Origin of the sequence: uncultured Chitinophaga sp. (assembly GCF_937898475.1) — a bacterium.
In the GTDB taxonomy this organism is placed as follows: Bacteria; Bacteroidota; Bacteroidia; order Chitinophagales; family Chitinophagaceae; genus Chitinophaga.
Window position 1 is genome coordinate 343644 of record NZ_CALEJS010000013.1, and the last position, 25872, is coordinate 369515.

At 49.1% G+C, this 25872-nt stretch carries 23 protein-coding genes and 1 riboswitch; of the genes, 6 read left to right on the forward strand and 17 right to left on the reverse strand.

The features are described 5' to 3' along the window. Positions 1-4: 4 nt before the first annotated feature. From Q0577_RS07035 to Q0577_RS07070, 8 genes are all read right to left on the reverse strand, one after another. Positions 5-775: an MbnP family protein gene (locus Q0577_RS07035; RefSeq protein WP_298734107.1), complete on the reverse strand. Its 771-nt coding sequence runs from the start codon at positions 773-775 to the stop codon at positions 5-7. 63 nt (positions 776-838) lie between these two features. After that, positions 839-2083 (reverse strand): sugar MFS transporter, encoded by a 1245-nt coding sequence (locus Q0577_RS07040; protein WP_298734109.1) that lies wholly within the window; start codon positions 2081-2083, stop codon positions 839-841. A gap of 58 nt (positions 2084-2141) precedes the next feature. Further along, positions 2142-2924 (reverse strand): SDR family oxidoreductase, encoded by a 783-nt coding sequence (locus Q0577_RS07045; protein ID WP_298734111.1) that lies wholly within the window; start codon positions 2922-2924, stop codon positions 2142-2144. A 17-nt stretch (positions 2925-2941) separates the two neighbouring features. Continuing rightward, positions 2942-3772 carry an amidohydrolase family protein gene (locus Q0577_RS07050; protein WP_298734113.1) on the reverse strand — a complete coding sequence of 277 codons (831 nt, stop codon included), beginning with the start codon at positions 3770-3772 and terminating at the stop codon, positions 2942-2944. 16 nt (positions 3773-3788) lie between these two features. Beyond that, positions 3789-4118 carry an L-rhamnose mutarotase gene (locus Q0577_RS07055; RefSeq protein WP_298734115.1) on the reverse strand — a complete coding sequence of 110 codons (330 nt, stop codon included), beginning with the start codon at positions 4116-4118 and terminating at the stop codon, positions 3789-3791. 19 nt (positions 4119-4137) lie between these two features. Then, positions 4138-4995, reverse strand: coding sequence for a fumarylacetoacetate hydrolase family protein (locus Q0577_RS07060; protein ID WP_298734117.1), 858 nt, complete (start codon positions 4993-4995; stop codon positions 4138-4140). 27 nt (positions 4996-5022) lie between these two features. Then, positions 5023-5775, reverse strand: coding sequence for a hypothetical protein (locus Q0577_RS07065; RefSeq protein WP_298734119.1), 753 nt, complete (start codon positions 5773-5775; stop codon positions 5023-5025). 33 nt (positions 5776-5808) lie between these two features. Then, positions 5809-6591 (reverse strand): glucose 1-dehydrogenase, encoded by a 783-nt coding sequence (locus Q0577_RS07070; RefSeq protein WP_298734121.1) that lies wholly within the window; start codon positions 6589-6591, stop codon positions 5809-5811. A 114-nt stretch (positions 6592-6705) separates the two neighbouring features. Between Q0577_RS07070 and Q0577_RS07075 the strand changes: the two genes are divergently transcribed. After that, complete coding sequence (locus Q0577_RS07075; protein ID WP_298734123.1) at positions 6706-7404, forward strand: M15 family metallopeptidase; 699 nt, start codon at positions 6706-6708, stop codon at positions 7402-7404. A 64-nt stretch (positions 7405-7468) separates the two neighbouring features. On the opposite strand, the gene Q0577_RS07080 is transcribed toward Q0577_RS07075, so the two are convergent. The 5 genes from Q0577_RS07080 to leuC all read right to left on the reverse strand — a co-directional run bounded on the left by Q0577_RS07080 (position 7469) and on the right by leuC (position 13004). Further along, positions 7469-8974 (reverse strand): 2-isopropylmalate synthase, encoded by a 1506-nt coding sequence (locus Q0577_RS07080; protein ID WP_298734125.1) that lies wholly within the window; start codon positions 8972-8974, stop codon positions 7469-7471. Positions 8975-9006: 32 nt separating this feature from the next. Then, on the reverse strand, positions 9007-10086 hold the full coding sequence (leuB, locus tag Q0577_RS07085; RefSeq protein WP_298734127.1) for a 3-isopropylmalate dehydrogenase: 1080 nt from the start codon (positions 10084-10086) through the stop codon (positions 9007-9009). A gap of 19 nt (positions 10087-10105) precedes the next feature. Continuing rightward, complete coding sequence (gene leuD / locus Q0577_RS07090; protein WP_298734129.1) at positions 10106-10705, reverse strand: 3-isopropylmalate dehydratase small subunit; 600 nt, start codon at positions 10703-10705, stop codon at positions 10106-10108. Positions 10706-10737: 32 nt separating this feature from the next. Next, a complete protein-coding gene (locus Q0577_RS07095; RefSeq protein WP_298734131.1) occupies positions 10738-11484 on the reverse strand; it encodes a trans-aconitate 2-methyltransferase in 747 nt (248 codons plus the stop codon). Between the two features lie 122 nt (positions 11485-11606). Beyond that, positions 11607-13004 (reverse strand): 3-isopropylmalate dehydratase large subunit, encoded by a 1398-nt coding sequence (gene leuC / locus Q0577_RS07100; RefSeq protein ID WP_298734133.1) that lies wholly within the window; start codon positions 13002-13004, stop codon positions 11607-11609. A gap of 236 nt (positions 13005-13240) precedes the next feature. On the opposite strand from leuC, the gene Q0577_RS07105 reads away from it, so the two are divergent. Continuing rightward, complete coding sequence (locus tag Q0577_RS07105) at positions 13241-14794, forward strand: hypothetical protein (protein WP_298734135.1); 1554 nt, start codon at positions 13241-13243, stop codon at positions 14792-14794. Positions 14795-14949: 155 nt separating this feature from the next. Continuing rightward, positions 14950-15510, forward strand: a complete 561-nt coding sequence (locus Q0577_RS07110) for an NAD(P)H-dependent oxidoreductase (protein WP_298734137.1) — start codon at positions 14950-14952, stop codon at positions 15508-15510. A 1-nt stretch (position 15511) separates the two neighbouring features. On the opposite strand, the gene Q0577_RS07115 is transcribed toward Q0577_RS07110, so the two are convergent. Together Q0577_RS07115 and Q0577_RS07120 are read right to left on the reverse strand one after the other, a co-directional pair. After that, positions 15512-16624, reverse strand: a complete 1113-nt coding sequence (locus tag Q0577_RS07115; RefSeq protein ID WP_298734139.1) for a hypothetical protein — start codon at positions 16622-16624, stop codon at positions 15512-15514. Positions 16625-16652: 28 nt separating this feature from the next. Further along, on the reverse strand, positions 16653-17294 hold the full coding sequence (locus Q0577_RS07120; protein ID WP_298734141.1) for an ATP-binding cassette domain-containing protein: 642 nt from the start codon (positions 17292-17294) through the stop codon (positions 16653-16655). Positions 17295-17470: 176 nt separating this feature from the next. Then, positions 17471-17635, forward strand: a riboswitch (cobalamin riboswitch). Between the two features lie 115 nt (positions 17636-17750). Between Q0577_RS07120 and Q0577_RS07125 the strand changes: the two genes are divergently transcribed. Both Q0577_RS07125 and Q0577_RS07130 read left to right on the forward strand, forming a co-directional pair. Continuing rightward, positions 17751-18722 carry a ribonucleoside-diphosphate reductase small subunit gene (locus tag Q0577_RS07125; protein WP_298734143.1) on the forward strand — a complete coding sequence of 324 codons (972 nt, stop codon included), beginning with the start codon at positions 17751-17753 and terminating at the stop codon, positions 18720-18722. Positions 18723-18833: 111 nt separating this feature from the next. Continuing rightward, complete coding sequence (locus Q0577_RS07130) at positions 18834-21209, forward strand: ribonucleoside-diphosphate reductase subunit alpha (RefSeq protein ID WP_298734144.1); 2376 nt, start codon at positions 18834-18836, stop codon at positions 21207-21209. 81 nt (positions 21210-21290) lie between these two features. Here the strand turns inward: Q0577_RS07130 and Q0577_RS07135 are convergent, their stop codons facing one another. Further along, entirely contained in the window at positions 21291-22349 is a 1059-nt protein-coding gene (locus Q0577_RS07135; RefSeq protein ID WP_298734146.1) for an endonuclease/exonuclease/phosphatase family protein, read from the reverse strand. 259 nt (positions 22350-22608) lie between these two features. On the opposite strand from Q0577_RS07135, the gene Q0577_RS07140 reads away from it, so the two are divergent. Continuing rightward, positions 22609-25317: a TonB-dependent receptor gene (locus Q0577_RS07140; RefSeq protein WP_298734148.1), complete on the forward strand. Its 2709-nt coding sequence runs from the start codon at positions 22609-22611 to the stop codon at positions 25315-25317. Positions 25318-25394: 77 nt separating this feature from the next. Here the strand turns inward: Q0577_RS07140 and Q0577_RS07145 are convergent, their stop codons facing one another. Continuing rightward, a complete protein-coding gene (locus Q0577_RS07145; RefSeq protein ID WP_298734150.1) occupies positions 25395-25871 on the reverse strand; it encodes a DoxX family protein in 477 nt (158 codons plus the stop codon). Between the last annotated feature and the right edge of the window lies 1 nt (position 25872).

Sequence of the window (25872 nt, forward strand, 5' to 3'; positions counted from 1 at the left end):
ACAGCTAGTCTGCCTGTATAGTGAACATGTTTTTATAGTTGTCGGCAATGGCGGCGGCCTGCGCACCCGCAGTAATACAGCTGGGCAGCTGCTGAAAGCTGATACGGTTTGGCTGATCAAACCAGGTATAGGCGTCTGCGGTGATCTCAAAAGCCGCATGCCCGTTTTGTCCCAGTTCCACGGGCGCCGGGAAACTCAGCTGTACCCTGCGCAGGGCATTATTGGCGCCTTTAAACCCGCCAATGTGATATTCCACCAGGGTGGCCGGCAGGCTGGACACCGGCGAGGTACCTTCCAGCTTGGCCATAATATAACCACTGTTCCAGGTCCAGAACATGCCATTTACCGGATCCAAAGCGCCGGTTTGCGCGCCGCTGTTGTTCCTGGCGCTGTCTACCCCCAGCAGGAAGCTGATGCTGCGGTATGTACCCGTGGGCAGTTCCTGCAATGTGAGCTGCTTCGTACTGTCGTTTTCTTCGTTTATGAGGAAGTACGCCGGCGTCAGGTTAACTTCCTGACCGCTGGTGGTAGTCAGCGAAAAGTTGCTGACATAATACTTGAACGCAGTGATATTGAAGCTTTCCCCGGCTGCATTGACATAGCTGGTATTGCGTAGTACCATGGGCTGACCATTCACCACGCTGGTAAAGCGCAGCTGCAGGGAGGCGATATTGGGCGGCGGAGCGCTGGATTTAGTACAGGCTGTTTCTCCCGTTAACAACAGCAGGCAAAGGAAAGAAACCGGGAGGTGCAAAAGAAAATTCCGCAAAGTCATCGTAAAGCTTTACAGCCTTAAATTACGATGATTTTGCGGAATAATATGGGAGGAATCGATATATCAGGCTCTTTTGTAGCCCTTCCAGCCGTAATAGAACACCACTGCAAAACAGAGCAGCGGAACAATATAGGCGAAAGAGGTGGAACGGCTGTCTGCAATGGTCCCCATCAGGTAAGGCACAACAGCGCCGCCTACAATAGACATGATGATAAAAGCGCCTCCTTTCTTAGTATGCCTTCCCAGGTCTTTTACACCCAATGCAAAGATGGTGGGGAACATGATAGACATGAAGAAAAACACTGCCATTAACGCATATACGGAAGGCGCGCCGCTACCCGTCATCACAAATGCACATAATACGATGTTGATAACGGCATACAACGCCAGCAGTTTGTTAGGCGCCACTTTCCTCATAATTGCCGTACCCACAAAACGACCTATCGTAAATAATGCCAGGCTTACCGCCAGCAGAAAAGAAGCTCTCTTGCTGCTGATACCCTGCCAGTATTCTGTTACATAGTTGATGAATAGCGCTCCTACCCCTACCTGGGCCGCTACATAAAAGAACTGCGCGATCACGCCCCATACAAAATGGCTGTAAGCGATCAGGGGCTTTCCGGTGGTAGCAGCCAGATCAGCGGCATCCGGTGCAGCCTCTTCCTTTATCTCAGGTAAAGCAGTGCGGTAAAAGAAAAAGGCAATGAGCAATACCACAGCGCCGATCACAATATAGGTAAGCTGTACAGAACCCAGATCGCTGCTGCCTGTTTCACTGCCACCAAAAAACAATACGCCGCCAATAAGCGGTCCTGCAAAAGAGCCCAGACCGTTAAAACACTGGGACAGGTTAAGACGGAACTCAGAAGTTTCCCGGCTTCCCAGTACCGTTACATACGGATTGGCCGCAGTTTCAAGGCAGGTAAGGCCGCTGGCCAATATGAACAGCGACAGCAAAAAAGCATTGAAGTTGGCATAATGTGCAGAGGGATAGAACAGGAAAGCGCCTGCTGCATATAACAGCAAACCTAAAATGATCCCTCTTTTATAGCCATACTTATTCATGAAGATCCCTGCGGGTAATGCCATCAGGAAGTAAGCGCCGAAATATGCCAGCTGTAACAAGGTAGACCTGGTCTTCGTAATATTCAGCACTTCCTGGAAGTGTTTGTTCAATACATCCAGCAGGCCATATGCCAGTCCCCATAAGAAGAACAGGCTGGTGACCAGGATAAAGGGGAATAAGTAGCTTTTTTTGCTATCCGTTACCGCAGTAACGGAAGACGTGGAAACAGTGGCTCCAGCCATAGGTTAGTGTTTAGTGATTGTGAAAAAGCTATCAGCCATTAGCTAACAGCTAACAGCTTTACGAAATCGATCTGTCCAGATGTGTATACCCGCCATCCACATATACAATCTGTCCTGTGGTATGCGAAGAATGTGCAGAGATCAGGAACACCGTCATCGAAGCAATTTCTTCTGAAGTGGTCATCCGCTGCTCCAAAGGAATTTTGGATACGATGGAAGCCAGCTTCTCTTTCGGGTTAGGCAGAGAGTTGATCCATGTTTCATACAGCGGCGTCCATACTTCCGCCGGGATCACCGTGTTTACGCGGATAGAATAAGGCAGCAGCTCTACCGCCCATTCGCGGGTCAGCGCATTAATGGCGCCTTTGGAAGCAGCATAGCCGGAGGTGTTACCCTGACCGGTGGTAGCTACTTTTGAACCGATGTTCACCACGCTGCCTTTGTTCTTCTTCAGTTCGGGCAATGCGTAGTGCACCAGGTTATAGTAATGAGACAGGTTCTTCTGCAGGGATGCCATGAATTTTTCGGGACTGCCGTTCTCCAGTCCTACGCCGTCATTCACGCCGGCGTTATTGATCACGGCGTGGATAGTGCCGAACTGTTTAACGGTCGTATCTATCACCTTACGGCACTCGGCTACTTCGCCCAGTTCTGCCTGTATGCCAAAAGCTTTGCCGCCGGCGCTTTTAATGGCCTGTACAGTTTTCTCATTGTCTTCGGCATTCCTGCCGGCGATCACGGCAATGCCGCCTTCTGTTGCTACCAGTTTGGAAATCGCTTCTCCTATACCCTTGGCGCCGCCGGTGACGATCACCACTTTATCTTTTAATCCCAGGTCCATAAAATATGTTTAGTCGTTTACGATAGTTTATAAAATGCCGCTGCATTGCCGCCCATGATGGCCGCCTGTTCTGCAGCGCTTAAACGGCTGATATAATCTGTTACAATACCTTTTACCTGCGCATAGCTGGCGGCCACCAGGCACACCGGCCAGTCAGACCCGTACATGAGCCTTTGCGGACCAAATGCTTCCAGCACCACATCCAGGTAAGGCTGAAAATCCTTTGCGGTCCAGTGCTGCCAGTCGGCTTCTGTTACCAGGCCGCTCAGCTTACAGTACACATTACCGGATTGCGCAATGGCCCGCATGCTTTTTTCCCAGTCTGCAATATCACCGGTTTTACAGTAGGGCTTTGCCATATGATCTATGACCAGGCGATGTTCGGGGAACAGCCGCACAAACTTTTCCACTGCAGGTAACTGTATCGGGTACACGAGAATGTCGTAGGCAAAGTCATACTGCAGCAAGGTACCCACTCCCCTGCGGAAATCTTCCCGCAGCAGGAAGGCAGTATCCGGCTCTCCCTGTACAATGTGGCGGAAACCTTTCAGCTTCCTGTAATGGGAAAAATGATCCAGCCTTTCGGAAAGGTTATCTGCACGAAGGTCTGTCCAGCCCACCACGCCTTTTACAAAAGGATGCGCCGAAGCAAGATCCAGCAGGAACTGTGTTTCTTCTTCAGACTGGTCTGCCTGTACAGCCACACATCCCTGCACGCCGTTCGCCTGCAGGATGGCATGCAGGTCTTCCGGCAGGAAGTCAGACTGGATCACTTTCATATCGTCTGTGATCCAGGCGTCTTTTACCGGGTGGTATTTCCAGAAATGCTGGTGGGAATCTATGATCATATCAGTTCTGATGCTTTCATAACGAGAATATCTTATCCATCATCAGCCACTTCTCGCCCGGTTTGGCTACGGGCAGGGCCTGCTGGTATTTCCACATGAGCTGCTCCCACTCCTGTACTTTAGGATTGGCAGCATCGGCAGCGGCTTTCTGTTCAAAAGAGAAGGTATCATTCACCTCCATGATCATGAACAGTCGGTTCATGATCCGGTAGATCTCCATGTTTACAATACCGCTGCCGGTGATGCTCTGTTTTATCTCCGGCCATACTGCCTGGTGATGTTGTTCATATTCTGCTATCAGTTGCGGATCATCTTTCAGATCCAGCGCCAGGCAATATCTTTTCATAACTCTGCTGTTATCAGGATTATTGTTGCTTCCAGGCATACGCCTTTTGGGTAGATGTGCCCAGGCCTTCAATGCCCAGCTCCATCACATCGCCTTCCTTAATGTATACCTGCGGGTTCATACCAAGCCCCACACCGGCGGGTGTTCCGGTAGAGATCACATCTCCCGGCAGCAGGGTCATGAACTGGCTTAGGTAAGCCACCAGGAAAGGTATTTTAAAGATCAGGTTGGACGTATTGCCATCCTGTACTTTTTTACCGTTCAGGCTCAGCCAGATCTTCAGGTTGTTAACGTCTTTGATCTCGTCTTTGGTTACCAGCCAGGGGCCCAGCGGTGCAAAGGTATCGGCGCTTTTGCCTTTTACCCACTGACCGTTACGCTCCAGCTGGAACTCGCGTTCGCTGTAATCATTGTGCAGGGCATAACCGGCTACATAATCCATCGCATCCGCTTCTTCCACGTAGGTGGCTTTTTTGCCGATGATCACGGCCAGCTCCACTTCCCAGTCTGTTTTCTTGCTGTTCTTCGGGATGATGAGATCATCATTGGGACCTACCAGTGAAGAAGTGCTTTTGAAGAACACGATCGGCTCCGTAGGGATCTGCATGTTGCTTTCCTTTGCATGATCTGCATAATTGAGGCCAATGCAGATGATCTTGGAAGGACGCTGAACAGGAGATCCCAGCCGTACATTCTCCGGTATGCGCGGTGCGCTGCTGCTGTTGGCAGCCCACCATTTTGCCAGGCGTTCCAAACCGTTGGAAGCAAAGAACTGCTCACCAAAATCTTCTCCGAAAGCGCTTACGTCAAAGCTTCCGTCTGCTGTTACAATGCCTGGTCTTTCTTCGCCCGGCTGTCCGAATCTTATCAGTTTCATGTAGTCTGAGTTTCTTTAATTGTTGCTTCAATACACCCTTCTTAACGAGGTTACATTCAGGTGCCCGCCTTCCACTTTAATATCATATACACCGTCAAAGGCATCGTCCTTCATCAGGCCGAATATGCAGTGACTGGGCTTATCCGTGAGCTGTATCTTCGGCGTGTAGCCATCGGGTACAGCAATGGTCAGTGTTTTATTGGCGCCGCCATATTCGGTGTACAGTTGTACGGAATCTTTAGAACCGGCTGCAGGCTCCAGGCGCACAATAAAATCAGCGATGATGGTGCCTGAATTCAGGTTATGCTGATAATTATCTGTCAGTTCTGATTTGGCTTTAACGGTTGTTTTTCCCAGGCCCAGCTGATCTTCTGCGTAATGCCAGATTGCTTCGGGAGGCGTACCTACGTGAAAGATCTTCAGGTCGCCATCGTCGCCAACACTGGCGTGATAGTAGCGGGTAACGCGGCTTTGTTTCAACACGCCTACGTATACGCTGTTGGGCTTATCCCATACGGTACGGTAGAGGTCTGCCGTATCTACATCTTTTGCCAGGGGCACTTCAAAAGTTTTCTCTTTCTCCTTACCGGCAACAGCGAAACGGATCTTTACCTGGGTGGTATCATCTTCGTGTGTAAATGACACCTGTACGGTACCCTCCGGGTTTGCGGGCGTAAAGCTGGCGGCAGCGTCCTCATTGGCGGACTGGGAACCGGACTGGCAGGCGCCCAGGCTGAGGGCGATAAGTGTGGTGAATACTGCTGTTCTTAAATATTGCATGATGTATGTTTAATATCTGCAAGATAAGCCGTATCAGTTATTCAATTTTATAAAACCACCATCTATCGGGTAATCACAGCCGGTAATGAAGCCTGCCTGGTCAGAACACAGGTAAAGCGACAGCCAGGCAACTTCGTCTGGTTTGGCCATACGTCCGATGGGTTGTGTCCTGGAAAGCTTTTCAAACATTTCCTGTTCCCTGCCGGGATAATTCTTCTGCAGAAAGCCGTCTACAAAGGGTGTGTGCACACGGGCGGGAGAAATGCTGTTAACGCGGATATTGTCATTAATATAATCCTTGGCCACAGAGAGGGTCATGGTCATTACCGCGCCTTTGCTCATGGAATAAGCAAACCTGTCTGGTATGCCTACCGTAGCAGCAATGGAAGCCATGTTGAGTATCACGCCTCCCCCCTGCGCTTTCATCTGTCTGATCACGGCATACATACAGTTATAGGTACCTTTTATATTCACCTGTATCACCCGGTCAAAATCCGATTCAGAGGTGGTTTCCAGCTTGCCGATGTGAGCAATACCCGCACAATTCACCAGTATATCTATCCGTTTATCCGTGGCCACTATATTATCCATGGTCTTAACAACTTCCTGCTGCAACGCTACATTACAGGCGTGTACGGCGGCCTGTCCGCCTGCAGCCCTGATCTCTTCCACCGTTCCTTTCCCGCCGTCCTCATTCAGCTCTACCACGTGTACAGCAGCGCCCTGTGCCGCAAAACATTTAGCGATGGCCTGCCCTATACCGCTACCGGCGCCGGTTATCACCGCCACCTTGTTGTCTAACCGAAATAAGTTCATCTTCCCTTAGTTTAATTTAAGGGTTCTAAAATACCGATTTTAGACCGGGCATTACAATTGTTTTTTAACTGTATTGTGTACTTTCTTCGCTAATTTTAAGAAAATTGAATAATTATGGCCCGTTTACGCTTCATTTTCGCACTTATCTGCTGCTGCCAGGCGGCAGCTGCACAGGACATTCCTGTTAACAGATACGGGCTTCCGGTGGTGCGTACCATCGCGCTGTACAGGCAACTGGTAAAGGCAGACAGCAACCAGCAGATGGTGGATATTGCCCGTTACATTCCCGGTATCCGGATGGACATCCGCTATGCCACCCGCAACAATTTTACAAAACAGGTATTGTACCGCAACCCGCTGGTATTACTACGGCGTCCTGCTGCCCGCGCCCTCAAAGCGGTACAGGAAGATATCCGGTCAAGAGGATACGGCTTAAAAATATTTGATGGCTATCGCCCCTACCGCGTAACAGAAAAGATGTGGGAGATCGTTCCGGACGACCGCTACGCGGCGGATCCTAAAAAAGGCAGTGGCCATAACCGCGGGGTAGCAGTAGATCTTACTATTATCGACTTAAAAACCGGGGAAGAGATCCCCATGCCTACCGGCTATGATGATTTTACGGAGAACGCCCATTACAGCTCCATCCCGGCCAACCCAAAGGCAAGGGTGAACCGCGCATTCCTGCGGGAGATCATGGAGAAGCATGGGTTTGTGGCCCTGGAAACGGAGTGGTGGCACTTTTACCTGCCGGATTACCAGCAGTACCCGCTGATGGATATGAGTTTTGAACAGTTGGCTATTAGCTATTAGCTGTTAGCCATTGGCGCGGATGGGCTCCGGCTAAAAGCTAACAGCCAACAGCTAGCGGCTGTTTTTAATATATCTTATTGAGTGCGTCTACGTAGGCATTTACGCTGGCGCTTACAATATCTGTTGAGTAACCGAAACCGTAGTAAGACTGCCCGTTGTACTTCACTCTCATATTCACTTTACTTACATCTTCGCTGCCGCCATGCATCGCCTGTATGCTGAATTCATCCAGGTCAATATCATCTTTGATGATCTCATGGATGGCGTTGATGGTAGCGTTTACGGGACCATTACCGGCAGCGCTTGCTTCACGCTCATCGCCATTGATCTTCAGCTTAACGGTAGCCATAGGACGCAGCGGATCGCCGCATACCACCTGCAGCAGCGTTAACTTGATGGCTTTATCGTCGTAGTTCTTTTCATCGCCATCGCCCATCAGCTGTTGCAGATCGGCATCGCTGATCTCTTTTTTCTGGTCGGCCATTACAAGGAAGCGCTGGTACACCTCGTCCAGGTTGATCTTGTCCAGTTTATAGCCCAGGCGGTCCAGGTGGTGCTTCAGTGCAGCACGGCCGCTGCGGGCGGTGAGGATGATGGAGTTGGAAGAGATACCTACATCTTCCGGGTTCAGGATCTCGTAGTTTTCGCGGTGCTTCAGCACGCCATCCTGGTGGATACCGGAGCTGTGGGCAAAAGCGTTGCGGCCAACGATTGCCTTATTGGGTTGTACAGGCATACGCATCATGGTAGACACCATGGTACTGATGCCATAGATGCGTTTGGAATTGATATTGGTATTTAATCCGAGACCGTGATGCGTTTTCAGGATCATGGCCACTTCTTCCAGGGAGGTATTACCTGCGCGTTCGCCGATGCCGTTGATAGTGCACTCTACCTGACGTGCGCCATTCATTACACCGGCAATGGTGTTGGCGGTAGCCAGGCCCAGGTCGTTATGGCAGTGAACGGAGATGATGGCTTTATCAATGTTGGATACATGGTCCATCAGGTATTTGATCTTGGCGCCGTACTGGTCGGGCAGGCAATAACCGTTGGTGTCCGGGATGTTCACTACGGTAGCACCGGCGCCGATCACTGCTTCGATCATGCGTGCCAGGTATTCATTATCTGCACGGCCTGCGTCTTCTGCATAGAACTCCACATCGTCTACAAATTTGCGGGCGTATTTCACTGCGTCTACGGCACGTTTCAGTATCTCGTCGCGGGTGCTGTTGAATTTGTATTTGATATGCATATCAGAAGCGCCGATCCCTGTATGGATGCGTTTGCGTTTGGCAAAGCGCAGGGCTTCCGCCGCCGCATCGATATCCATGGTGTTAGCACGGGTCAGCGCGCAGATCACCGGTTCGCTCACTGCTTTTGATATCTCTACCACACTCTGGAAATCACCGGGACTGGATATAGGAAACCCGGCTTCAATAACATCTACGCCCAGTGCTTCGAGCTCTTTTGCCACTTCTATTTTTTCCACCGTTGTCAACTGGCAACCAGGTACCTGTTCGCCATCGCGGAGGGTAGTATCAAAAACGTATACACGATTCTTATCCATTGTGCAAAGTGTTTAAGTGTAAGGTTGTATTATCAGTTTAGGTTTTCCAGTACTTTAGCGCCCATGGCATCGGTACCCATAATATAATGGTTATCCGTATGCTTGTTGGCGATATCCATGGTGCGGAAACCCTGGCGCAGCGTAGCTTCTACCGCCTTGATCACGCGCTGTGATTCTGTTTTCAGTCCGAAGGAAATGTCCAGCATCAGCGCTGCAGATAAAATAGACGCCAGCGGGTTGGCTAAACCTTTACCTGCAATGTCGTGCGCGGAACCATGAATGGGCTCATAGAAACCGTTGGCATCACCTACGGATGCGGATGCCAGCATGCCCATGGAGCCGGCTATCTGTGAAGCTTCATCCGTAAGGATATCGCCAAACAGGTTACCGGTCAGCACCACGTCAAAGCGTTTTGGATCTTTGATCAGCTGCATGGCCGCGTTGTCAATGAACATATGTTCTGTTTCCACATCGGGATAATCTTTGGCTACTTCCTGCACCACTTCGCGCCAGAGGCGGCTGGCTTCGAGTACATTGGCCTTGTCTACAGAGCACACTTTCTTACGGCGGGTGCGTGCTGCTTCAAAGGCTTTGCGGGCAATGCGCTCTACTTCATAGCGGTGATAGATCATCAGGTCAGAAGCCATGCTGCGGTCTTCACTTCTGTTCTTTTCTCCGAAATACACATCACCGGTAAGCTCACGGAAGAACAGGATGTCTGCGCCTCTCAGTATTTCCGGTTTGATGCTGGATGCTTCCAGCAGTTCATCAAACAGTTTGATGGGACGCAGGTTGGCATACAGGCCCAGCTCCTTGCGGATCTTTAGCAATCCCTGTTCCGGCCTTACTTTCAGGGTAGGATCGTTGTCATACTTTGCATGACCGATGGCGCCAAACAGGATGGCGTCGCTTTTCTTTGCCCGCTCCAGTGTTTCATCCGGCAGCGGGTTGCCGGTGGCTTCTATGGCTACATGCCCCATGATGCCTTCTTCGAAAGTGAATTCATGTTTGAAATTCTGCGCTACGGACTCCAGTACTTTTTGTCCCCAGGCCGTTACTTCCTGCCCAATTCCGTCCCCCGGAATGACCAGTATCTTTTTGCTTACTCCCATATATTGGATGATGTGTTTGTCAAAAGTTAAATTCCCTGCTGTTCTCGTATTGCTCAATGTTGTTGCGCAGACTCAGGAGGTAATCTATATCGTCGTACCCGTTTATCAGGCAGGCTTTTTTATATGGGTTAATATCAAAGCTTTCCTGTTCGCCGCTGGCTACGATCCTTATCAGCTGGGCTTCCAGGTCAACTTCCAGTTTTGCTTCCGCATCTGCTTCGATAGCGCTGAAGATCTTATGAAGAAAACCTTCGCTCACCTGCACCGGAAGGATGAAATTATTCAATGCATTATTCTTGAAGATATCCGCGAAAAAGCTGCTCACTACCACTTTAAATCCATAGTCGCCGATAGACCAGGCGGCATGCTCGCGGGAAGAGCCGCAGCCAAAGTTTTTGCCGGCTACCAGTATCTCTCCTTTATACAACGGGTTGTTCAGCACAAATTCCGGTTTGGGATCACCGTTGGCGTCAAAACGCCAGTCACGAAACAGGTTCTCTCCAAAACCCTCCCTGGTAGTAGCTTTCAGGAAGCGCGCCGGGATGATCTGGTCTGTATCAATATTTTCTATCGGTAAAGGTACCGCTGTAGAATTAAGATGTTGAAAGACTTTCTTCATATACTGTTCTTACACGTAACGTATTTTCTTCTTCAATGTTTTACCGCCGCTATCCGCAGGCGTACATAATCTGCATACCATTTGCCCTCGCGGTAACAGGAGGGCCTGAGCGCCTCCTGCGTTTGCCGCAGGATAGACAGGCGGTCATCCGCCGGAATGTTTTCAAAGAAGTAGTCGCCAAACATGTCAAACCATTCGATGATACCATTTTCCGGGTTGGCCAGTTCAGTAAGGCGGTCAAAACAGTACGCCTGGTGAATACGGAAACCGTACTTTTCCAGTATGGTTGTATACTCTCCCAGGGAGGGGAAATACCAGCGCGGACGGTATTGATAGCCGTGCTGCTGCATAGATCTTTCCAGTGCCTGCAGCATGGCCTCTACATTGCCTTTGGCGCCCATTTCCAGCACCAGGCGGCCGCCCGGTTTCAGGTGCTGATACATACGGGCGGCCACCTGTTCTTTCTCCTGCATCCAGTGCAGGGCTGCGTTGGAGAAAACAGCGTCGAACTGCACGGGTAGAGAAAAAGAGGCCGCGTTGGCCACTACAAACTCCAGCTGCGAATAATTTCGCCGCGCGCTTTCGATCATAGTGGCCGAGCTGTCAAGCCCTGTTAACTGTGCACCGGAATCAGCCAGCGTTGCCGTCAGCTCACCGGTGCCACATCCCAGGTCCAGTATCTTTTCGCCTGCCTGCGGTTGCAGCCATTCAATAAGGCTGCTGCCGTACTGATGTACGAAAGCAAAATTGTTCTTATAGAGATCCGCGTTCCAGGACATTTTTAATCTGTTTTAAACGATACCAGTTCGTATGCTATTTTACCCATCTTCTCTCAGGCTTCACCCTGTTCCGGGCATTTTTGTTAAATAGCATCACCGGTTGCAGGGTCAGCCCCTATCTGTTATATCAATTCTCTTACATCCGTTACAACCCCTGTGATGGCAGCTGCTGCCGCGGTTAAGGGACTCGCCAGGAAAGTGCGTGCATTCGGTCCCTGGCGGCCTTCGAAGTTGCGGTTGGAAGTGGATATGCAATACATACCTGCGGGTATCTTATCTTCGTTCATACCCAGGCAGGCGGAGCAGCCGGGCTCGCGCAGCTGAAAGCCTGCCGCTTCAAAGATCTTGTCTATCCCCTCTTTCTTTGCCTGCGCCTCCACCTGTTTGGATCCCGGCACTACCCATACCTCCACGTTATCTGCTTTATGTTTGCCGGCAACAAATCCGGCCACCATCCGCAGATCCTCGATACGGGAATTGGTGCAGCTGCCGATGAATACATAATCCACCTTTTTACCCAGCAGCGCGCTGCCAGGTTCCAGCGCCATATAATCCAGTGATTTCTTAAAGGAAGGCCTTTCCTTGTCCTCGATCTGCTCCAGGGAAGGGATGTGGTGCGTAACGCCCATACCCATACCGGGATTGGTACCGTAGGTGATCATCGGCTCAATATCAGCCGCGTCAAAGGTCAGCACACGGTCAAACTCCGCATCTGCGTCAGAATGTAATGTCTGCCAGTAGGCAACGGCCTTATCCCAGTCCGCCCCCTGGGGCGCAAACTGGCGGCCCTTGATATAGTCAAAAGTGGTTTGATCGGGAGCTATCAGTCCGCCGCGGGCGCCCATCTCAATGCTCATATTACAGATGGTCATCCGGGCTTCCATGCTCAGGTTGCGGATGGCCTCGCCGCAGAACTCTACGAAATAGCCGGTAGCGCCGGAGGCGGAGATCTTTGATATGATATAGAGGATAATGTCTTTAGACACCACGCCCCTTTTCAGCTGGCCATTGATCTCAATCTTCATGCGCTTGGGACGGTATTGCAGGATACACTGGGTAGCCAGCACCTGTTCCACCTCCGAGGTACCGATGCCAAAGGCCATGGCGCCAAAAGCCCCGTGGGTGGAGGTGTGACTGTCGCCACAAACAATAGTCATCCCCGGCAGGGTAATTCCCAGCTCAGGGCCTATTACGTGTACAATGCCCTGGAAGGGGTGACCCAATCCGTATAGTTCTACGCCAAATTCGTTGGTATTCTTGGTAAGCATCTCCACCTGGTGGCGGCTGAGCGCTTCCTTAATGGGTAAGTGCTGGTTGATGGTGGGCACGTTATGATCTGCCGTGGCCCTGGTTTTTTGGGGGCGGAACACCGGGATCCCTCTTTTGCGCAGCCCGTCGAATGCCTGGGGACTGGTTACTTCATGTATAAAATGAGTGTTGATATACAAGGCATCCGGAAAACCGGGCTTGCTGACGACCACATGCTGATCCCAAATTTTATCAACTAATGTCTTTCCCATCCCTTAGATATTTTTCAACCTATTCACATTCAACAAGTTCCAAAATTTAAGCCCCGGAATTGTGCTGTGAATTGATCTTTGTTGTTTATTTTTACGCTTCCTGTTGATTACACCTTCAAATCTAATGGTCAATAGTTAATAGCCATATCGTTAAATTTGCCTTAATTACGATCTTTAAGATCAATGGAATACTATTAATTGACTAAAAATCAATTATTTACAAGACTTTAATAACGATGCCCAACAGTCAGCATGACGCTTTATTCATATTAATAAAAACGCTAACGAAAGCAGAAAAAAGGAATTTTCAACTGGCTTTCAATAAGAATAATACCAAAGAGGATGTGCTGTTCATACAGCTTTTCAACACCCTCGACAAAATGAAGGACTACGATGAGGACCTGATTTTGAAAAAGATACCGGCCATCAAAAAGCAGCAGCTCAGTAACGTAAAAGCCCACCTGTACAAACAATTGCTTACCAGTCTGCGGTTGCTGTACAAGCAGAAAGACCCCCTGATAGACCTGCGGGAGCAGCTGGATTATGCCAGGGTGCTCTACAATAAGGGCCTGTATACCCAGAGCCTGAAACTGCTTTCCCGGGCCAAGGCCATGTCTGTAGAACAGGAGGAAGTGATGCTGACCTACGAGATCGTGGAATTTGAGAAGCTGATAGAATCACGCCACATTACCCGCAGCCTGGAAAACCGGGCGGAAGAGCTGAGCGATGAATCGCGCCACCTGGAACAGCAGCTCACCAGCATCAGCCGCCTCAGTACCCTCTCTTTACAGCTGTACGGACTGTATCTTAAACTGGGTCATGCCCGCAACGAAAAAGATGCGGCGATGGTGAAGCAGTTTTTTGATGATAATGCCCCCCACCTCTCCCGGAACGGGATGAGCTTCTACGAAAAGATCTACCTGTACCAGGCGTATTGCTGGTACTACTACATACTGCAGGACTTCATCATGTACTACCGCTATACCCAGAAATGGGTGAACCTGTTCAAGGAGTACCCCTCCCTGCTGAAAGCGGATGTAGACATGTACATTAAGGCCATGCATAACCTGCTGACCGCCCACTTTTATACGATGAACGATGATAAGTTCGGACAGGTATTACAGGAGCTGGAAGCATTCATTGACTGCCAGCAGGAAAATTTCAATGAGAATACCCGTACCAACGCATTCGTATACCTGTATACGGCCAAGATCAACCGGCACTTCCTGGAAGGCACATTCAGTGAAGGACTTGCGCTGGTGCCCGAACTGGAAGAACGTATTGCCGAACATCAGCTGAAGGTAGACCAGCACCGGGTGCTGGTGTTCTACTATAAGATTGCCTGCCTGTACTTTGGCAGCGGCGATAACAACCGGGCCATTGTCTACCTCAACAAGATCATCCACCTGCGGATAGGCAACCTCCGGGCAGATATCCAGTGCTTTGCCCGCATACTGCACCTCATAGCGCATTATGAGCTGGAAAATTACAGCCTGGTAGAATACCTCATCAAATCTGTTTATCACTTTATTGCCAAGAATAAGGACCTTGGACAGATGATGGAAGAGATCCTGAAATTCCTGCGCAAGAACATCTACGCACATCCCAAAGCCCTGCGCAATGCCTTTGCCGAACTGAAAGAAAAACTGGTGCTCATCTCCCGCAACCCTTACGAGCGCCGTTCCTTCCTCTACCTGGACATTATCAGCTGGCTGGAAAGCAAAATTGAAGGCGTACCAGTGCAGGAGGTGATTAAACGGAAGTTCCTCAAAAAAGAACCAAGGATATAAATTCCAAATTCCAAAATCCAAATTCCAAAGTGAGGATACCGCAGGATTTAAAATACTGACATGTAAATGCTGGACATCCCGTCCGCTCATTTTGGTATTTGGATTTTGGTATTTGGAATTTTAGCAATTGGCCTCTCAATTGCTTAGGGTCTCATATGTCTCAAAAACAGTTTCGCTTTGTTGCGTTCTCAGGTAGTTTACGCAAGGGCTCCTACAATACCATGGCCCTGAAGGCAACACAAAAGCTTGCTCCTGACCATATCACCATTGAACAGGAAGATATCAGTGATATACCGCTGTATAATGCGGATATACACAGTGAGAAATTTCCCGATAGTGTAGAACAATTGGTACAAAAGATCAAGGATGCAGATGGCGTGATTATCGTTTCTCCGGAGTATAACTACTCTATTCCCGGAGTACTCAAAAATGCGATTGATATATTATCGCGCCATCCTGAAAAACCATTCGACAATAAAGCGGTGGCTATTATGGGCGCCAGTATCAGCGCACAGGGCACATCACGTATGCAGTATCATTTAAGACAGGTAATGGTATACCTGAATGCCTATGCGGTAAACAGGCCGGAAGTGATGATCGCTACTGCGCAGCACAAGTTTGATAAGGAAGGCAATCTTACCGATGAAACCGCCATAAAGCTCATCCCGCAGTTATTAACGGCATTGTGTGAACTGAGCGAGAAACTGAAAGTGTAAATCACTGCACCTGTTCATACTGTGGTTCATAACGATAATAGCGAAGCGCAAAAAGCGTGAAGGCAACACCCTGCAGCAACAGGATGGCCCACGTATACAGATGCCCCAGTATCATGAACAGCAGCACACAGAAGATGATGAATACCCAACGCAGGTATTTGTCCTGGTCCAGTCGCGGAAAATACAGCAGGCAGCGGAACATCAGCAACACCGATATAGCGAATAGTATGATCAGCAGCCAATGCCAGCTGCTATGCGGGAAGGTGTGTATCATCAGCAATCCCAGTTCGGGCAGTAATAATACGCCATACGTGATGCCCAGGGCGCCGTATCTTTTCCAGAGCGGAAGAGGCAGCGCACGTGTAAACACCAGGAACTGATCTTCAAAATGACGGTGATCAAATACAACAATGGTGTGCAGCAATGCAGCGATCAGCATGCCGGTGAGCACTGCTCTTACATCATATGCATTTTCTTTCATCAGTGAAAAAGTAGCCAGCAACACTACACAGGAAAATATCTTTAATACGAGTAAAGAACGCGTACGCCTGGTGGCCAGTTCATACACATAGAACAAAGGCAAAGGCTTATGAAAGTGGCGGTGCAGCCATTGCTGCCACCTGTGATAAAAAAACTCCGCACCGGGATGTTGCAGCAGGTAGTAATAGATCCATACCGGGCCGTAGCACATCAGTACATTGAACATTGCAAGGATAATAGCGGCAGCGTAGTATTGTTTTGTAACCGCTACAACAACCGCCAGGCTGCCATACAGCAATACCGGTGCATATATCCCTGCATGCACGCTGAGCCATATACGCCGCTGCCGCGCACCATCTATACTGCCCAGGCTTTGGTACAGGAAAGCAAATTCCTCATTATTCAAAGTAGCCAGTATATACCACACACATTTAAAATTGTATAATAACCACAGGCTGAGTCCCAGCAGCAATCCACCGGTGTTACTTACAATGCCCAGCAACAGTCCGTAGTGATAAGTGATCAGCTGTCCGCCCTGCACAACACCAAACAGTAAGTAGAACAGCAGGAAAAAGAACCCGGTGTTCTGCGCGTAAAAGCGGGTAATAAATATGCGGCCTAACACCTGCATCATATACGTATATTCTTTTTTAAATGTGAATTCATTGTGGATAAACAGTTGATATTTTCTTATCATCTATTACCAGTGTAGCAGTGACGGGCAGCGCATTATCTGCGATCATCTGGTGGGAAGTGATAAAAAAACTAGCGCCGTACTGTGCATGAAAACGGCGGATCCATTCGTACAGCACGGGTATGGCGCCATGGTCCAGTGTGATCAGCGGCTCATCCAGCAATATCAGCGAGGGTGCTCCTGTAAAGGCCAGCAGCAGTGATAATTTTTTTAGCATGCCGCTGGAATAGCTGCTCACAGGATTATCCAGGAAAGCGTTGATGCCCATTGCAGGCGCCATCTGCATTACATCTTCATGCGCTTTGTCTTTCGCCGATACATGCAGGCGCAGCAGGTCCTTTCCCGTGAGAAAGCCCGGGTACAAAGGTTCTGCGGCGGCATAGCTGACCAGCTGCCGGAAACGTATGGGATTTTTTTTACTACTAATAGTATCATTTACGATCACATCACCTTCAAATGGTATCAGTCCGGCGATGGTCTTCAGACAGGTAGTTTTCCCCACCCCGTTACCGCCCTGCACCCGGTAAATGCCGGCTGATAAGTTGAGCGCTGGAATATTGAGGATCAGCGTTTCATAATATTTTTTTTGTATCTGAACGAGCTTGAGCATATGTAAATATGAGAAAATAAATTCTAATGTGTATCAATACTGGCGGGCTTTTCACAAGGTTTTGCACAGGGTTGTTCCCACCATCCCTGCATTTCGAAATTGTTCACGTTCTTTTTCCACACGTGTTAAAAACTTTAACGGATATCCGATTCATTCGTACTTACATTTGCGTCAGTTCTTGACTTCGTTGCATTGGTTTCTCCCGGCACTCCCCGGGAAGAATTAATAGGGAATCGTGTTAGAATCACGAGCAGACGCGCTACTGTGATTCCTGATCCCGTGCGCAGAAACGGTAAAGATATCAGGGAAGCCAGATACCTGCCAGCGCAACGTTTTGTCAAAGCCTTCGCGTATAAGGTATTGGCGATTGTGAAGCCTTCCTCACCTGATGGATAGGCGTCTTCGTCACCCCCCTTAACGGCACAAGAGTATAGCATAACTAAAAATATTTGGCGTATGAACCTTGAAAATGAGATCTTGTTGAAAGAGAACAAAGACCGCTTTGTACTGCTGCCTATTAATTATCCGAAAGTATGGGAAATATATAAACGGCATGAAGCGAGTTTTTGGACGGCTGAAGAAATAGACCTGAGCGGAGACCTGAAAGATTGGGCTGGCCTCAACGATGGCGAACGCCATTTTATTACACATGTGCTGGCATTTTTTGCCGCCAGCGATGGCATTGTGAATGAGAACCTCGCCGTAAACTTCATGAGCGAAGTACAGATACCGGAAGCCCGTTGTTTCTACGGCTTCCAGATCATGATGGAAAATATCCACTCTGAAACATACGCATTGTTAATTGATACTTATGTGAAAGACCCGGTGGAGAAAGACCGTTTGTTCCACGCCATTGATACCGTGCCTGCTGTGAAGAAGAAAGCAGAATGGGCCCTGCGCTGGATAGACAACGGCAACTTTGCACAACGCCTGGTGGCCTTTGCTGCAGTAGAAGGTATCTTCTTCAGCGGCAGCTTCTGCTCCATCTTCTGGCTGAAGAAGAGAGGACTGATGCCCGGCCTTACCTTCTCCAATGAACTGATCAGCCGTGATGAAGGATTGCACTGTGAATTTGCCTGCCTGCTCTACAGCATGCTGCAGAATAAACTGACACAGGAAGAAGTGCACCAGATCATTGGCGATGCAGTAGCCATTGAAAAAGAGTTCATCACAGACGCACTGCCGGTAGCGCTTATCGGCATGAACAGCGCACTGATGGCGCAATACATCGAGTTTGTAGCTGACCGCTGGTTAAGTGAATTAGGCTACGCCAAAATATTTAATGCTACCAATCCGTTTGATTTCATGGAAATGATCTCGCTGCAGGGCAAGACCAACTTCTTTGAAAAACGTGTGGGTGATTATCAGAAAGCCGGCGTAATGTCTGGCAAGGATACACAAACATTTAGCCTGGACGAAGACTTTTAATATAAGCTGTTAGCTGTTGGCATTTAGCAATGGAATAATGCAAGCTGCTAACAGCTAAACGCCAAAGACTAATAGCTAATTTATTTACTTACCGCTTAAATTCAATACACCATGTTTGTAATAAAAAGGGACGGACGAAAGGAGTCCGTAAAGTTTGATAAGATCACCGCACGTATTGAAAAGCTTTGTTATGGCCTGAATGCAGAATATGTAGATTCGATAGATGTTGCCAAAAAGGTAATACAAGGTTTATATGATGGTGTTACCACCACTGAACTGGATAACCTGGCAGCAGAGACCGCGGCCTCACTGACCACTAAACACCCGGATTACGCACTGCTGGCATCCCGCATAGCCGTGAGCAATCTGCACAAGAATACGGAGAAATCTTTCTCCAAAACAATGAAGAAACTGTTTGAGTATATTGATCCTAAAACAGGCAAACCGGCTCCCCTCTTATCTGATGATGTATGGGAGATCATCCGCAGGAATGCCGAAACACTGGATTCCAATATCATCTACGACCGTGACTTCGCTTTCGACTATTTTGGCTTTAAAACACTGGAACGCTCTTACCTGCTGAAAGTGGATGGCAAAATAGCGGAACGCCCTCAACATATGTTCATGCGTGTGGCAGTAGGTATCCACAAGGAAGATATTGAATCTGCCATCAAAACATATAACCTTATGAGTGAGCGCTGGTTCACACACGCCACTCCTACCCTATTCAACGCAGGTACACCCAAACCGCAGATGTCGTCCTGCTTCCTGCTCACCATGAAAGGAGACAGCATCGATGGTATCTACGATACGCTGAAACAAACTGCCAAGATCTCCCAGAGCGCAGGCGGTATTGGTCTCAGCATTCACAATATCCGCGCTACAGGCTCTTATATCAGCGGCACCAATGGTACCTCCAACGGTATCATCCCCATGCTGCGCGTGTTCAATGATACTGCCCGCTATGTAGACCAGGGCGGCGGTAAACGTAAAGGCGCTTTTGCCATCTACCTGGAACCCTGGCACGCTGATGTGTTCGAGTTCCTGGACCTGCGCAAGAACCACGGTAAAGAAGAGATGCGCGCACGCGACCTGTTCTACGCACTGTGGGTATCTGACCTGTTCATGAAACGCGTGGAATCCAATGGCGACTGGAGCCTGTTCTGCCCGCATGAAGCACCCGGACTGGCAGACACCTGGGGCGAAGAATTTGAGCAGCTGTATGAAAAATATGAGAAAGAAGGCCGTCAGCGCAGAACAGTGAAAGCGCAGGACCTGTGGTTCGCTATCCTGGAAGCACAGATAGAAACCGGTACACCGTACCTGCTGTATAAAGATTCTGCCAACCGCAAATCCAACCAGCAGAACCTGGGTACTATCAAGAGCTCCAACCTTTGCACAGAGATCATTGAATATACAGACGCCAATGAAGTGGCGGTATGTAACCTGGCATCGCTGGCACTGCCCCGCTTTGTGATAGACGGTCAGTTTGACCATCAGAAATTGTTCGAGGTAACCTACCAGGCTGCCGTGAACCTGAACAGGATCATTGATAACAACTACTATCCTGTAGAAGAAGCACGCCGCAGCAACCTGCGCCACCGTCCTATCGGGCTGGGCGTACAGGGCCTGGCAGACGCCTTCATCCTGATGCGCTATCCTTTCGAGAGCGAAGCCGCCAAAAAGCTGAACTCCGAGATCTTTGAAACCATCTACTTTGCTGCCTTGACCGCATCAAAAGACCTGGCTATAAAAGACGGTGCATATGAAACCTTTGCCGGCTCTCCTGCTTCAAAAGGTATCCTGCAGTACGATATGTGGGGTGTAACGCCTTCTCCCCGCTGGGACTGGGCTTCCCTCAAAGCGGAGATCAAAAAGCATGGCATCCGCAACTCACTGCTGCTGGCGCCCATGCCTACCGCCTCTACTTCCCAGATCCTGGGCAACAACGAGTGCTTTGAGCCCTACACTTCCAACATCTACACCCGCCGTGTACTGAGCGGTGAGTTTGTGGTAGTGAACAAACACCTGCTGAAAGACCTGGTGGAACTGGGCCTGTGGGATAATGACATGAAGAACAAGATCATTGCCGCCAACGGTTCTATACAGCAGATACAGGAAATACCTTCCAACATCAAAGAACTGTACAAAACAGTTTGGGAGATCAAACAACGTACGATCATCGATATGGCGGCAGACCGCGGCGCGTTCATCTGCCAGTCTCAGTCACTGAACCTGTTCGTAGATACACCGTCTACTGCTAAACTCACCTCTATGCACTTCTACGCATGGAAGAAAGGTTTGAAGACCGGTATGTATTACCTGCGCACACAGGCCGCTTCACAGGCTGTACAGTTCACTGTTGAAAAGCAAGGCGGACAGCAGATGGAACCGGTAGTAGTAGCAGGTGCAGGCAGCCAGGAAGAAGAGATCATTGAAGGTGCGGTTTGTACAATGGAAGAAGGTTGTGTAACCTGCAGCGCATAAGCTATCTTTAAAATAAATAAAAAGCTCTTCGTCTTACCGGCGAAGAGCTTTTTTGTTTGTATACACCCGGTATACTACGCCTTAAGAATGCTTTTTATTTTTGATCATCCCCAGGTAGCTTTCGGTATGATCCGTATTCATTTCCACCCACAGGGGAAAGTGATCGCTCATCTGGTAAGTCCTGAAATCATTGAAGGCTTTTACTGAATCGATCTTCTTATCCTGGTGGCGGTTGATCCTGGCGGCATAGCCCTTGAGATTGTCAAATACCGATTCGTAACAATTAAAGACACCGGCTTTGGTAAAGGTGATGTCGGCAAACTGGTTATAGTACAATATCTGGTCGTAGATCTTGTCCTGCTTCGCATTGCTGAACAGGTTCTTGCCCAGTATAGCATTAGGGATCTTAAACGCAGAAGAGGTAGCCGCTTTATAGGTAGGACTGTTGGTATCTTCAATATTGAAATCGCCCAGCAGGAACATGTTGTACGCCTCTTTCTTCTCTATGTAATATTTTTTGAGATGGCCGGTGAGGGTGGCGATCTCATTTACCCGCCGCTGGTACGCTTCAGAGCTTTTAATATCCTTTCCATAGTAAATGTGGGCGGTGCAGATATCAAATTTCAGCCAGCCAGACTGGAACCTTACAATGTAGGGCGATCTTGCAAACTGGGGATTGGCGTCTGATTCCGGGAGGATGATCTGCCCGGCAATGTTACGGAAAGCCACGGTGCGCTTGTCGTACAAAAAGGCCAGGCGCTCTTTGTTGCCCGAAGCGCCCTGGGTAACCACACTGGTAAACACGCCCCAGTCGCTTCCCAGGATGCGGCATACTTTATTGAAATCGCCCAGCTGGTCTCTTACTTCCTGTATCGCTACCAGGTCAAACCTTGATATGATCTCGGCAATATAATACAACGATTCGGGCATGCGGCCGCCATACTTTGTATTACCCAGCTCACGCAGGTTCCAGGTACCAAGAATGAGATTGCCGGATAGTTTCTTTTCGGGAATGCCTCTCTTTTTATCGTTCAGGTGCGCTCTTAGCCGGATGATATTATCAATGACGGCATCGCGGTCTTTCTTGTTGTCAATATACAAAGGCTGTTCGCCAAGGGCGTTGAGGTAATAGTAGTTCATGACAATGCATTTGATTAGTTATACAATAGTGATAGTTGTACAGGGGGTATGTATGATTGGGGTGCATCATTGGGGTTGCGTTATTACAATATTAAGGAAAAAGCGTTTAAAAGCTGGTTTTCAACCTGAAAAACAGTTCCGGACCTCCACTATTCCCACTGCAGAAGAGCCACAGCAGCGCCTGTAGCTAACCTGCCAAACCGGACAAAACCAGATTTTTTTCAAATAATATTTTAAAATCTAAAAAACCAAAGTATATTTGTCTACCAAACCAGTAGACTTAACATACTATGCGACGATATTATCACTTTCCAAGATCTCTCTCCTGGATATGTATGTACGCAGCATGCTGATGCTGCATACATTTTCGAACATCCATTTCTATATGCAATATTCCCTTAATCCTTTATTCATGAAAAGATCAGTACTATTTATATTATTCATTCTTATCGGAACAAACATAGCTTTCGCGCAGCGCCAGATAACGGGCGTGATTAAAGACAGTTCGGGTACCCCGGTGCCGGGGGCCACGGTTATTGTAAAAGGAGGCAGCACACATGCCATTGCCAATGGCAGCGGGCAGTTCAGCATCGCAGTGAGAAAGGCGCCGCCTTTTACACTCAGGATCAGTTCTGTTGGATATAAATCACAGGATGTACAGGTAACAGCGCTCGAAGACGCTGCGCTGAACATTACGCTGGATAATGATAACCAGCTGTCTGAAGTAGTGATCACTTCCAGGCGGCGTATAGAAACCGCGCAGAATGTGCCCATACCCATCTCCGTTGTTGGCGGCGCACGGGTAGAAGAAACCGGCAACTTTAACGTGAACCGTTTAAAGGAGCTGGTGCCTACGGTTCAGCTCTATTCGTCTAACCCGCGTAACACCACGCTGAATATCCGTGGCCTGGGGTCTACCTTTGGCCTCACCAATGACGGTATTGATCCTGGTGTTGGCTTTTACGTAGACGCGGTGTATTACGCACGGCCCGCGGCCGCAACGCTTGACTTTATTGACATAGAACAGATTGAAGTATTGCGCGGCCCCCAGGGTACCCTGTTTGGTAAGAACACCACAGCGGGTGCATTCAACATCACTACACGTAAGCCTACGTTTACGCCTACCGCCAACTTCGAGGTAAGCTATGGCAACTACGGGTACATCCAGGCTAAAAGCTCCATTTCGGGCCCCCTGCTGTCCAACAAGCTGGCGGCACGCGTATCATTTTCAGGTACCCAGCGTGATGGCACCCTGTATAATGTAGCTACCGATAAACACATCAATGACCTTAACAATATAGGTGGACGGGCACAACTGCTGTACATACCTTCAGACAGGCTGACCATTACACTGGCAGGTCATGCATCGCGCCAGCGCCCCGAAGGTTATGCGCAGGTAATAACCGGTGTTGTAAAAACACAACGCCCCGAATACCGGCAGTTTGAACAGATCATTGCTGATCTCAATTACCAGCTGCCCAGCCGTAACCCGTTTGACAGGCTGATAGATCATAACACCACCTGGCGTTCCGGCAACGATCTTGGCGGCGTTTCACTGAATATTGACCTGAAAGCCGGACCTGGTACATTAACTTCTACCACGGCCTGGCGTTACTGGAACTGGGACCCGTCTAATGACCGTGACTTCACCGGTTTGCCTGTATTAACATTATCACAGGCTACTTCAAAGCATAAACAATGGACGCAGGAAGTTCGTTATGCCGGTAACTTTTCCTCCCGTTTAAGCGGCGTGCTCGGCGTATTTTTCATTGGCCAGGATCTCAAGACAGATCCTGAGCATATAGAAGAATCAGGTGCGGCACAATGGCGCTTCTCACAAAGCACTACCAGCCCGCTGTGGTCAACACCGGGCCTCTTTGAAGGGTATGGCATCAAAACAAGATCACGCCTGCAAACCTTTGGCGCAGCTATATTTGGCCAGGTAGACTGGGCCATTACAGATCGCCTGCATGTGTTGCCGGGTTTGCGCTTCAACTATGATCAAAAGAAAGTGGATTACGACCGCCGTACCTATGGCGGCTTGCAGACCACAGATTCTGCGCTGCTGGCGCTTAAGCAGATCGTGTATTCCAACCAGGCGTTTAAGGCGAATGTGGATGAAAGGAACCTCTCCGGCCAGATCACCCTGGCTTACAAGCTGGCCTCTTACTTCAATGCCTTTGCTACTTACTCTACCAGCTACAAGCCTGTGGGCGTGAACCTGGGCGGGTTACCCACCTCCGGCGGCAAACCGATACTGGAGCTGGCGCAGATCAAGCCTGAGTATGTACGCCATTTTGAAATAGGAGTAAAAACGAAACCGTCTGTAAATACTACCGTGAATGCGGTGTTCCACTATACAAACGTTGATGATTACCAGACGCAGGTACAATCTCCCGAAGTGGGTGTGAACCGCGGTTACCTGGCCAATGCAGAAGAAGTGCGTGTACTGGGCGCTGAACTGGATGCAAATACCAGGATAGGACAGCACATCTCCTTATATGGCGCCTTAGCCTACACAGAAGGCGAGTATGTGTCTTTCACCAACGCGCCTGTTCCGCTGGAAGAAACAGGCGGCAGGGCATCTTTTAAAGATATTTCAGGAGGTCAGCTGCCGGGCATTTCCAAATGGGCCGGTTCACTGGGTGGCGAAATTGTTTCCAAACCATCCAGCCTGCTTGGACAGAGCGGCAAGTTTGTGCTTGGCTTTGATACCTATTACCGCTCTTCATTCTCATCCAGCCCCTCTCCTTCTCAATACCTCAATATAGACGGGTATGCATTACTGAACGCGAGGATCGGTTTCCGGGCGGCAGAAGGTTTGTCGCTCTTTGTGTGGGGCCGCAACCTGGCCAATAAGAATTACTTTGAGCAACTGCTGGTGGCAGCGGGGAATGCAGGACATTATGCAGCAGTACTGGGAGATCCGAGAACGTATGGTGTAACGCTGCGCTACTCTTTACGATAATTATTATCCAACCATTTTACCAGGACCGTCCCGCTTATGCGGGACGGTCTTTTTTATGCAAGCGCAATTTACTGCCTTCAACTTCCCCTACTTCGCTTCCTGGCAATCATTGCGTCTACAGAAAATTTACCTGCCCCGGTAAAAATGAGCATGATCAATGCGCCGATATAAAGCAGGTTGATCTCATATCCCGGAGGGCCAAACTTTGGTCCGTCAGCATCCAAACCGATTGTCTTAATTGAACTGTATCCAAACTTATAATGAATGGTAAACAGTGCAGTCAGCATGGTAATGATCAGGGGGATAGATACAATGCTTACAAAAGCGCCCACAATCAATGCAAGGCCGCCTATCACTTCCGCAGCTATCCCCAGCCAGGCCATCACACCCGGTGCGGGCACACCTACCAGGTGTAATAGCTTTGTAAATCCTTCCGGACCTTTGCTGAGCTTCGCATATCCATGAACGAAGAAGCCAATGCCAACGATCACCCTTAAAATAAAGGCGGGCCAGTTGTTGTAAATTTTCCCCGCAGGGCTGAAAAGATTGTTCATA

What these genes read in the sequence shown, in the direction of transcription:
- Q0577_RS07125 (WP_298734143.1), top strand. Translation starts at nt 17,751, where the DNA reads ATGAACCTTGAAAATGAGATCTTGTTGAAAGAGAACAAAGACCGCTTT.
- Q0577_RS07065 (WP_298734119.1), bottom strand. Translation starts at nt 5,775, where the DNA reads ATGCAATATTTAAGAACAGCAGTATTCACCACACTTATCGCCCTCAGC.
- Q0577_RS07035 (WP_298734107.1), bottom strand. Translation starts at nt 775, where the DNA reads ATGACTTTGCGGAATTTTCTTTTGCACCTCCCGGTTTCTTTCCTTTGC.
- Q0577_RS07135 (WP_298734146.1), bottom strand. Translation starts at nt 22,349, where the DNA reads ATGAACTACTATTACCTCAACGCCCTTGGCGAACAGCCTTTGTATATT.
- Q0577_RS07055 (WP_298734115.1), bottom strand. Translation starts at nt 4,118, where the DNA reads ATGAAAAGATATTGCCTGGCGCTGGATCTGAAAGATGATCCGCAACTG.
- Q0577_RS07040 (WP_298734109.1), bottom strand. Translation starts at nt 2,083, where the DNA reads ATGGCTGGAGCCACTGTTTCCACGTCTTCCGTTACTGCGGTAACGGAT.
- leuC (WP_298734133.1), bottom strand. Translation starts at nt 13,004, where the DNA reads ATGGGAAAGACATTAGTTGATAAAATTTGGGATCAGCATGTGGTCGTC.
- Q0577_RS07105 (WP_298734135.1), top strand. Translation starts at nt 13,241, where the DNA reads ATGCCCAACAGTCAGCATGACGCTTTATTCATATTAATAAAAACGCTA.
- Q0577_RS07145 (WP_298734150.1), bottom strand. Translation starts at nt 25,871, where the DNA reads ATGAACAATCTTTTCAGCCCTGCGGGGAAAATTTACAACAACTGGCCC.
- leuD (WP_298734129.1), bottom strand. Translation starts at nt 10,705, where the DNA reads ATGAAGAAAGTCTTTCAACATCTTAATTCTACAGCGGTACCTTTACCG.
- Q0577_RS07070 (WP_298734121.1), bottom strand. Translation starts at nt 6,591, where the DNA reads ATGAACTTATTTCGGTTAGACAACAAGGTGGCGGTGATAACCGGCGCC.
- Q0577_RS07045 (WP_298734111.1), bottom strand. Translation starts at nt 2,924, where the DNA reads ATGGACCTGGGATTAAAAGATAAAGTGGTGATCGTCACCGGCGGCGCC.
- leuB (WP_298734127.1), bottom strand. Translation starts at nt 10,086, where the DNA reads ATGGGAGTAAGCAAAAAGATACTGGTCATTCCGGGGGACGGAATTGGG.
- Q0577_RS07095 (WP_298734131.1), bottom strand. Translation starts at nt 11,484, where the DNA reads ATGTCCTGGAACGCGGATCTCTATAAGAACAATTTTGCTTTCGTACAT.
- Q0577_RS07130 (WP_298734144.1), top strand. Translation starts at nt 18,834, where the DNA reads ATGTTTGTAATAAAAAGGGACGGACGAAAGGAGTCCGTAAAGTTTGAT.
- Q0577_RS07050 (WP_298734113.1), bottom strand. Translation starts at nt 3,772, where the DNA reads ATGATCATAGATTCCCACCAGCATTTCTGGAAATACCACCCGGTAAAA.
- Q0577_RS07060 (WP_298734117.1), bottom strand. Translation starts at nt 4,995, where the DNA reads ATGAAACTGATAAGATTCGGACAGCCGGGCGAAGAAAGACCAGGCATT.
- Q0577_RS07110 (WP_298734137.1), top strand. Translation starts at nt 14,950, where the DNA reads ATGTCTCAAAAACAGTTTCGCTTTGTTGCGTTCTCAGGTAGTTTACGC.
- Q0577_RS07115 (WP_298734139.1), bottom strand. Translation starts at nt 16,624, where the DNA reads ATGATGCAGGTGTTAGGCCGCATATTTATTACCCGCTTTTACGCGCAG.
- Q0577_RS07080 (WP_298734125.1), bottom strand. Translation starts at nt 8,974, where the DNA reads ATGGATAAGAATCGTGTATACGTTTTTGATACTACCCTCCGCGATGGC.
- Q0577_RS07075 (WP_298734123.1), top strand. Translation starts at nt 6,706, where the DNA reads ATGGCCCGTTTACGCTTCATTTTCGCACTTATCTGCTGCTGCCAGGCG.
- Q0577_RS07120 (WP_298734141.1), bottom strand. Translation starts at nt 17,294, where the DNA reads ATGCTCAAGCTCGTTCAGATACAAAAAAAATATTATGAAACGCTGATC.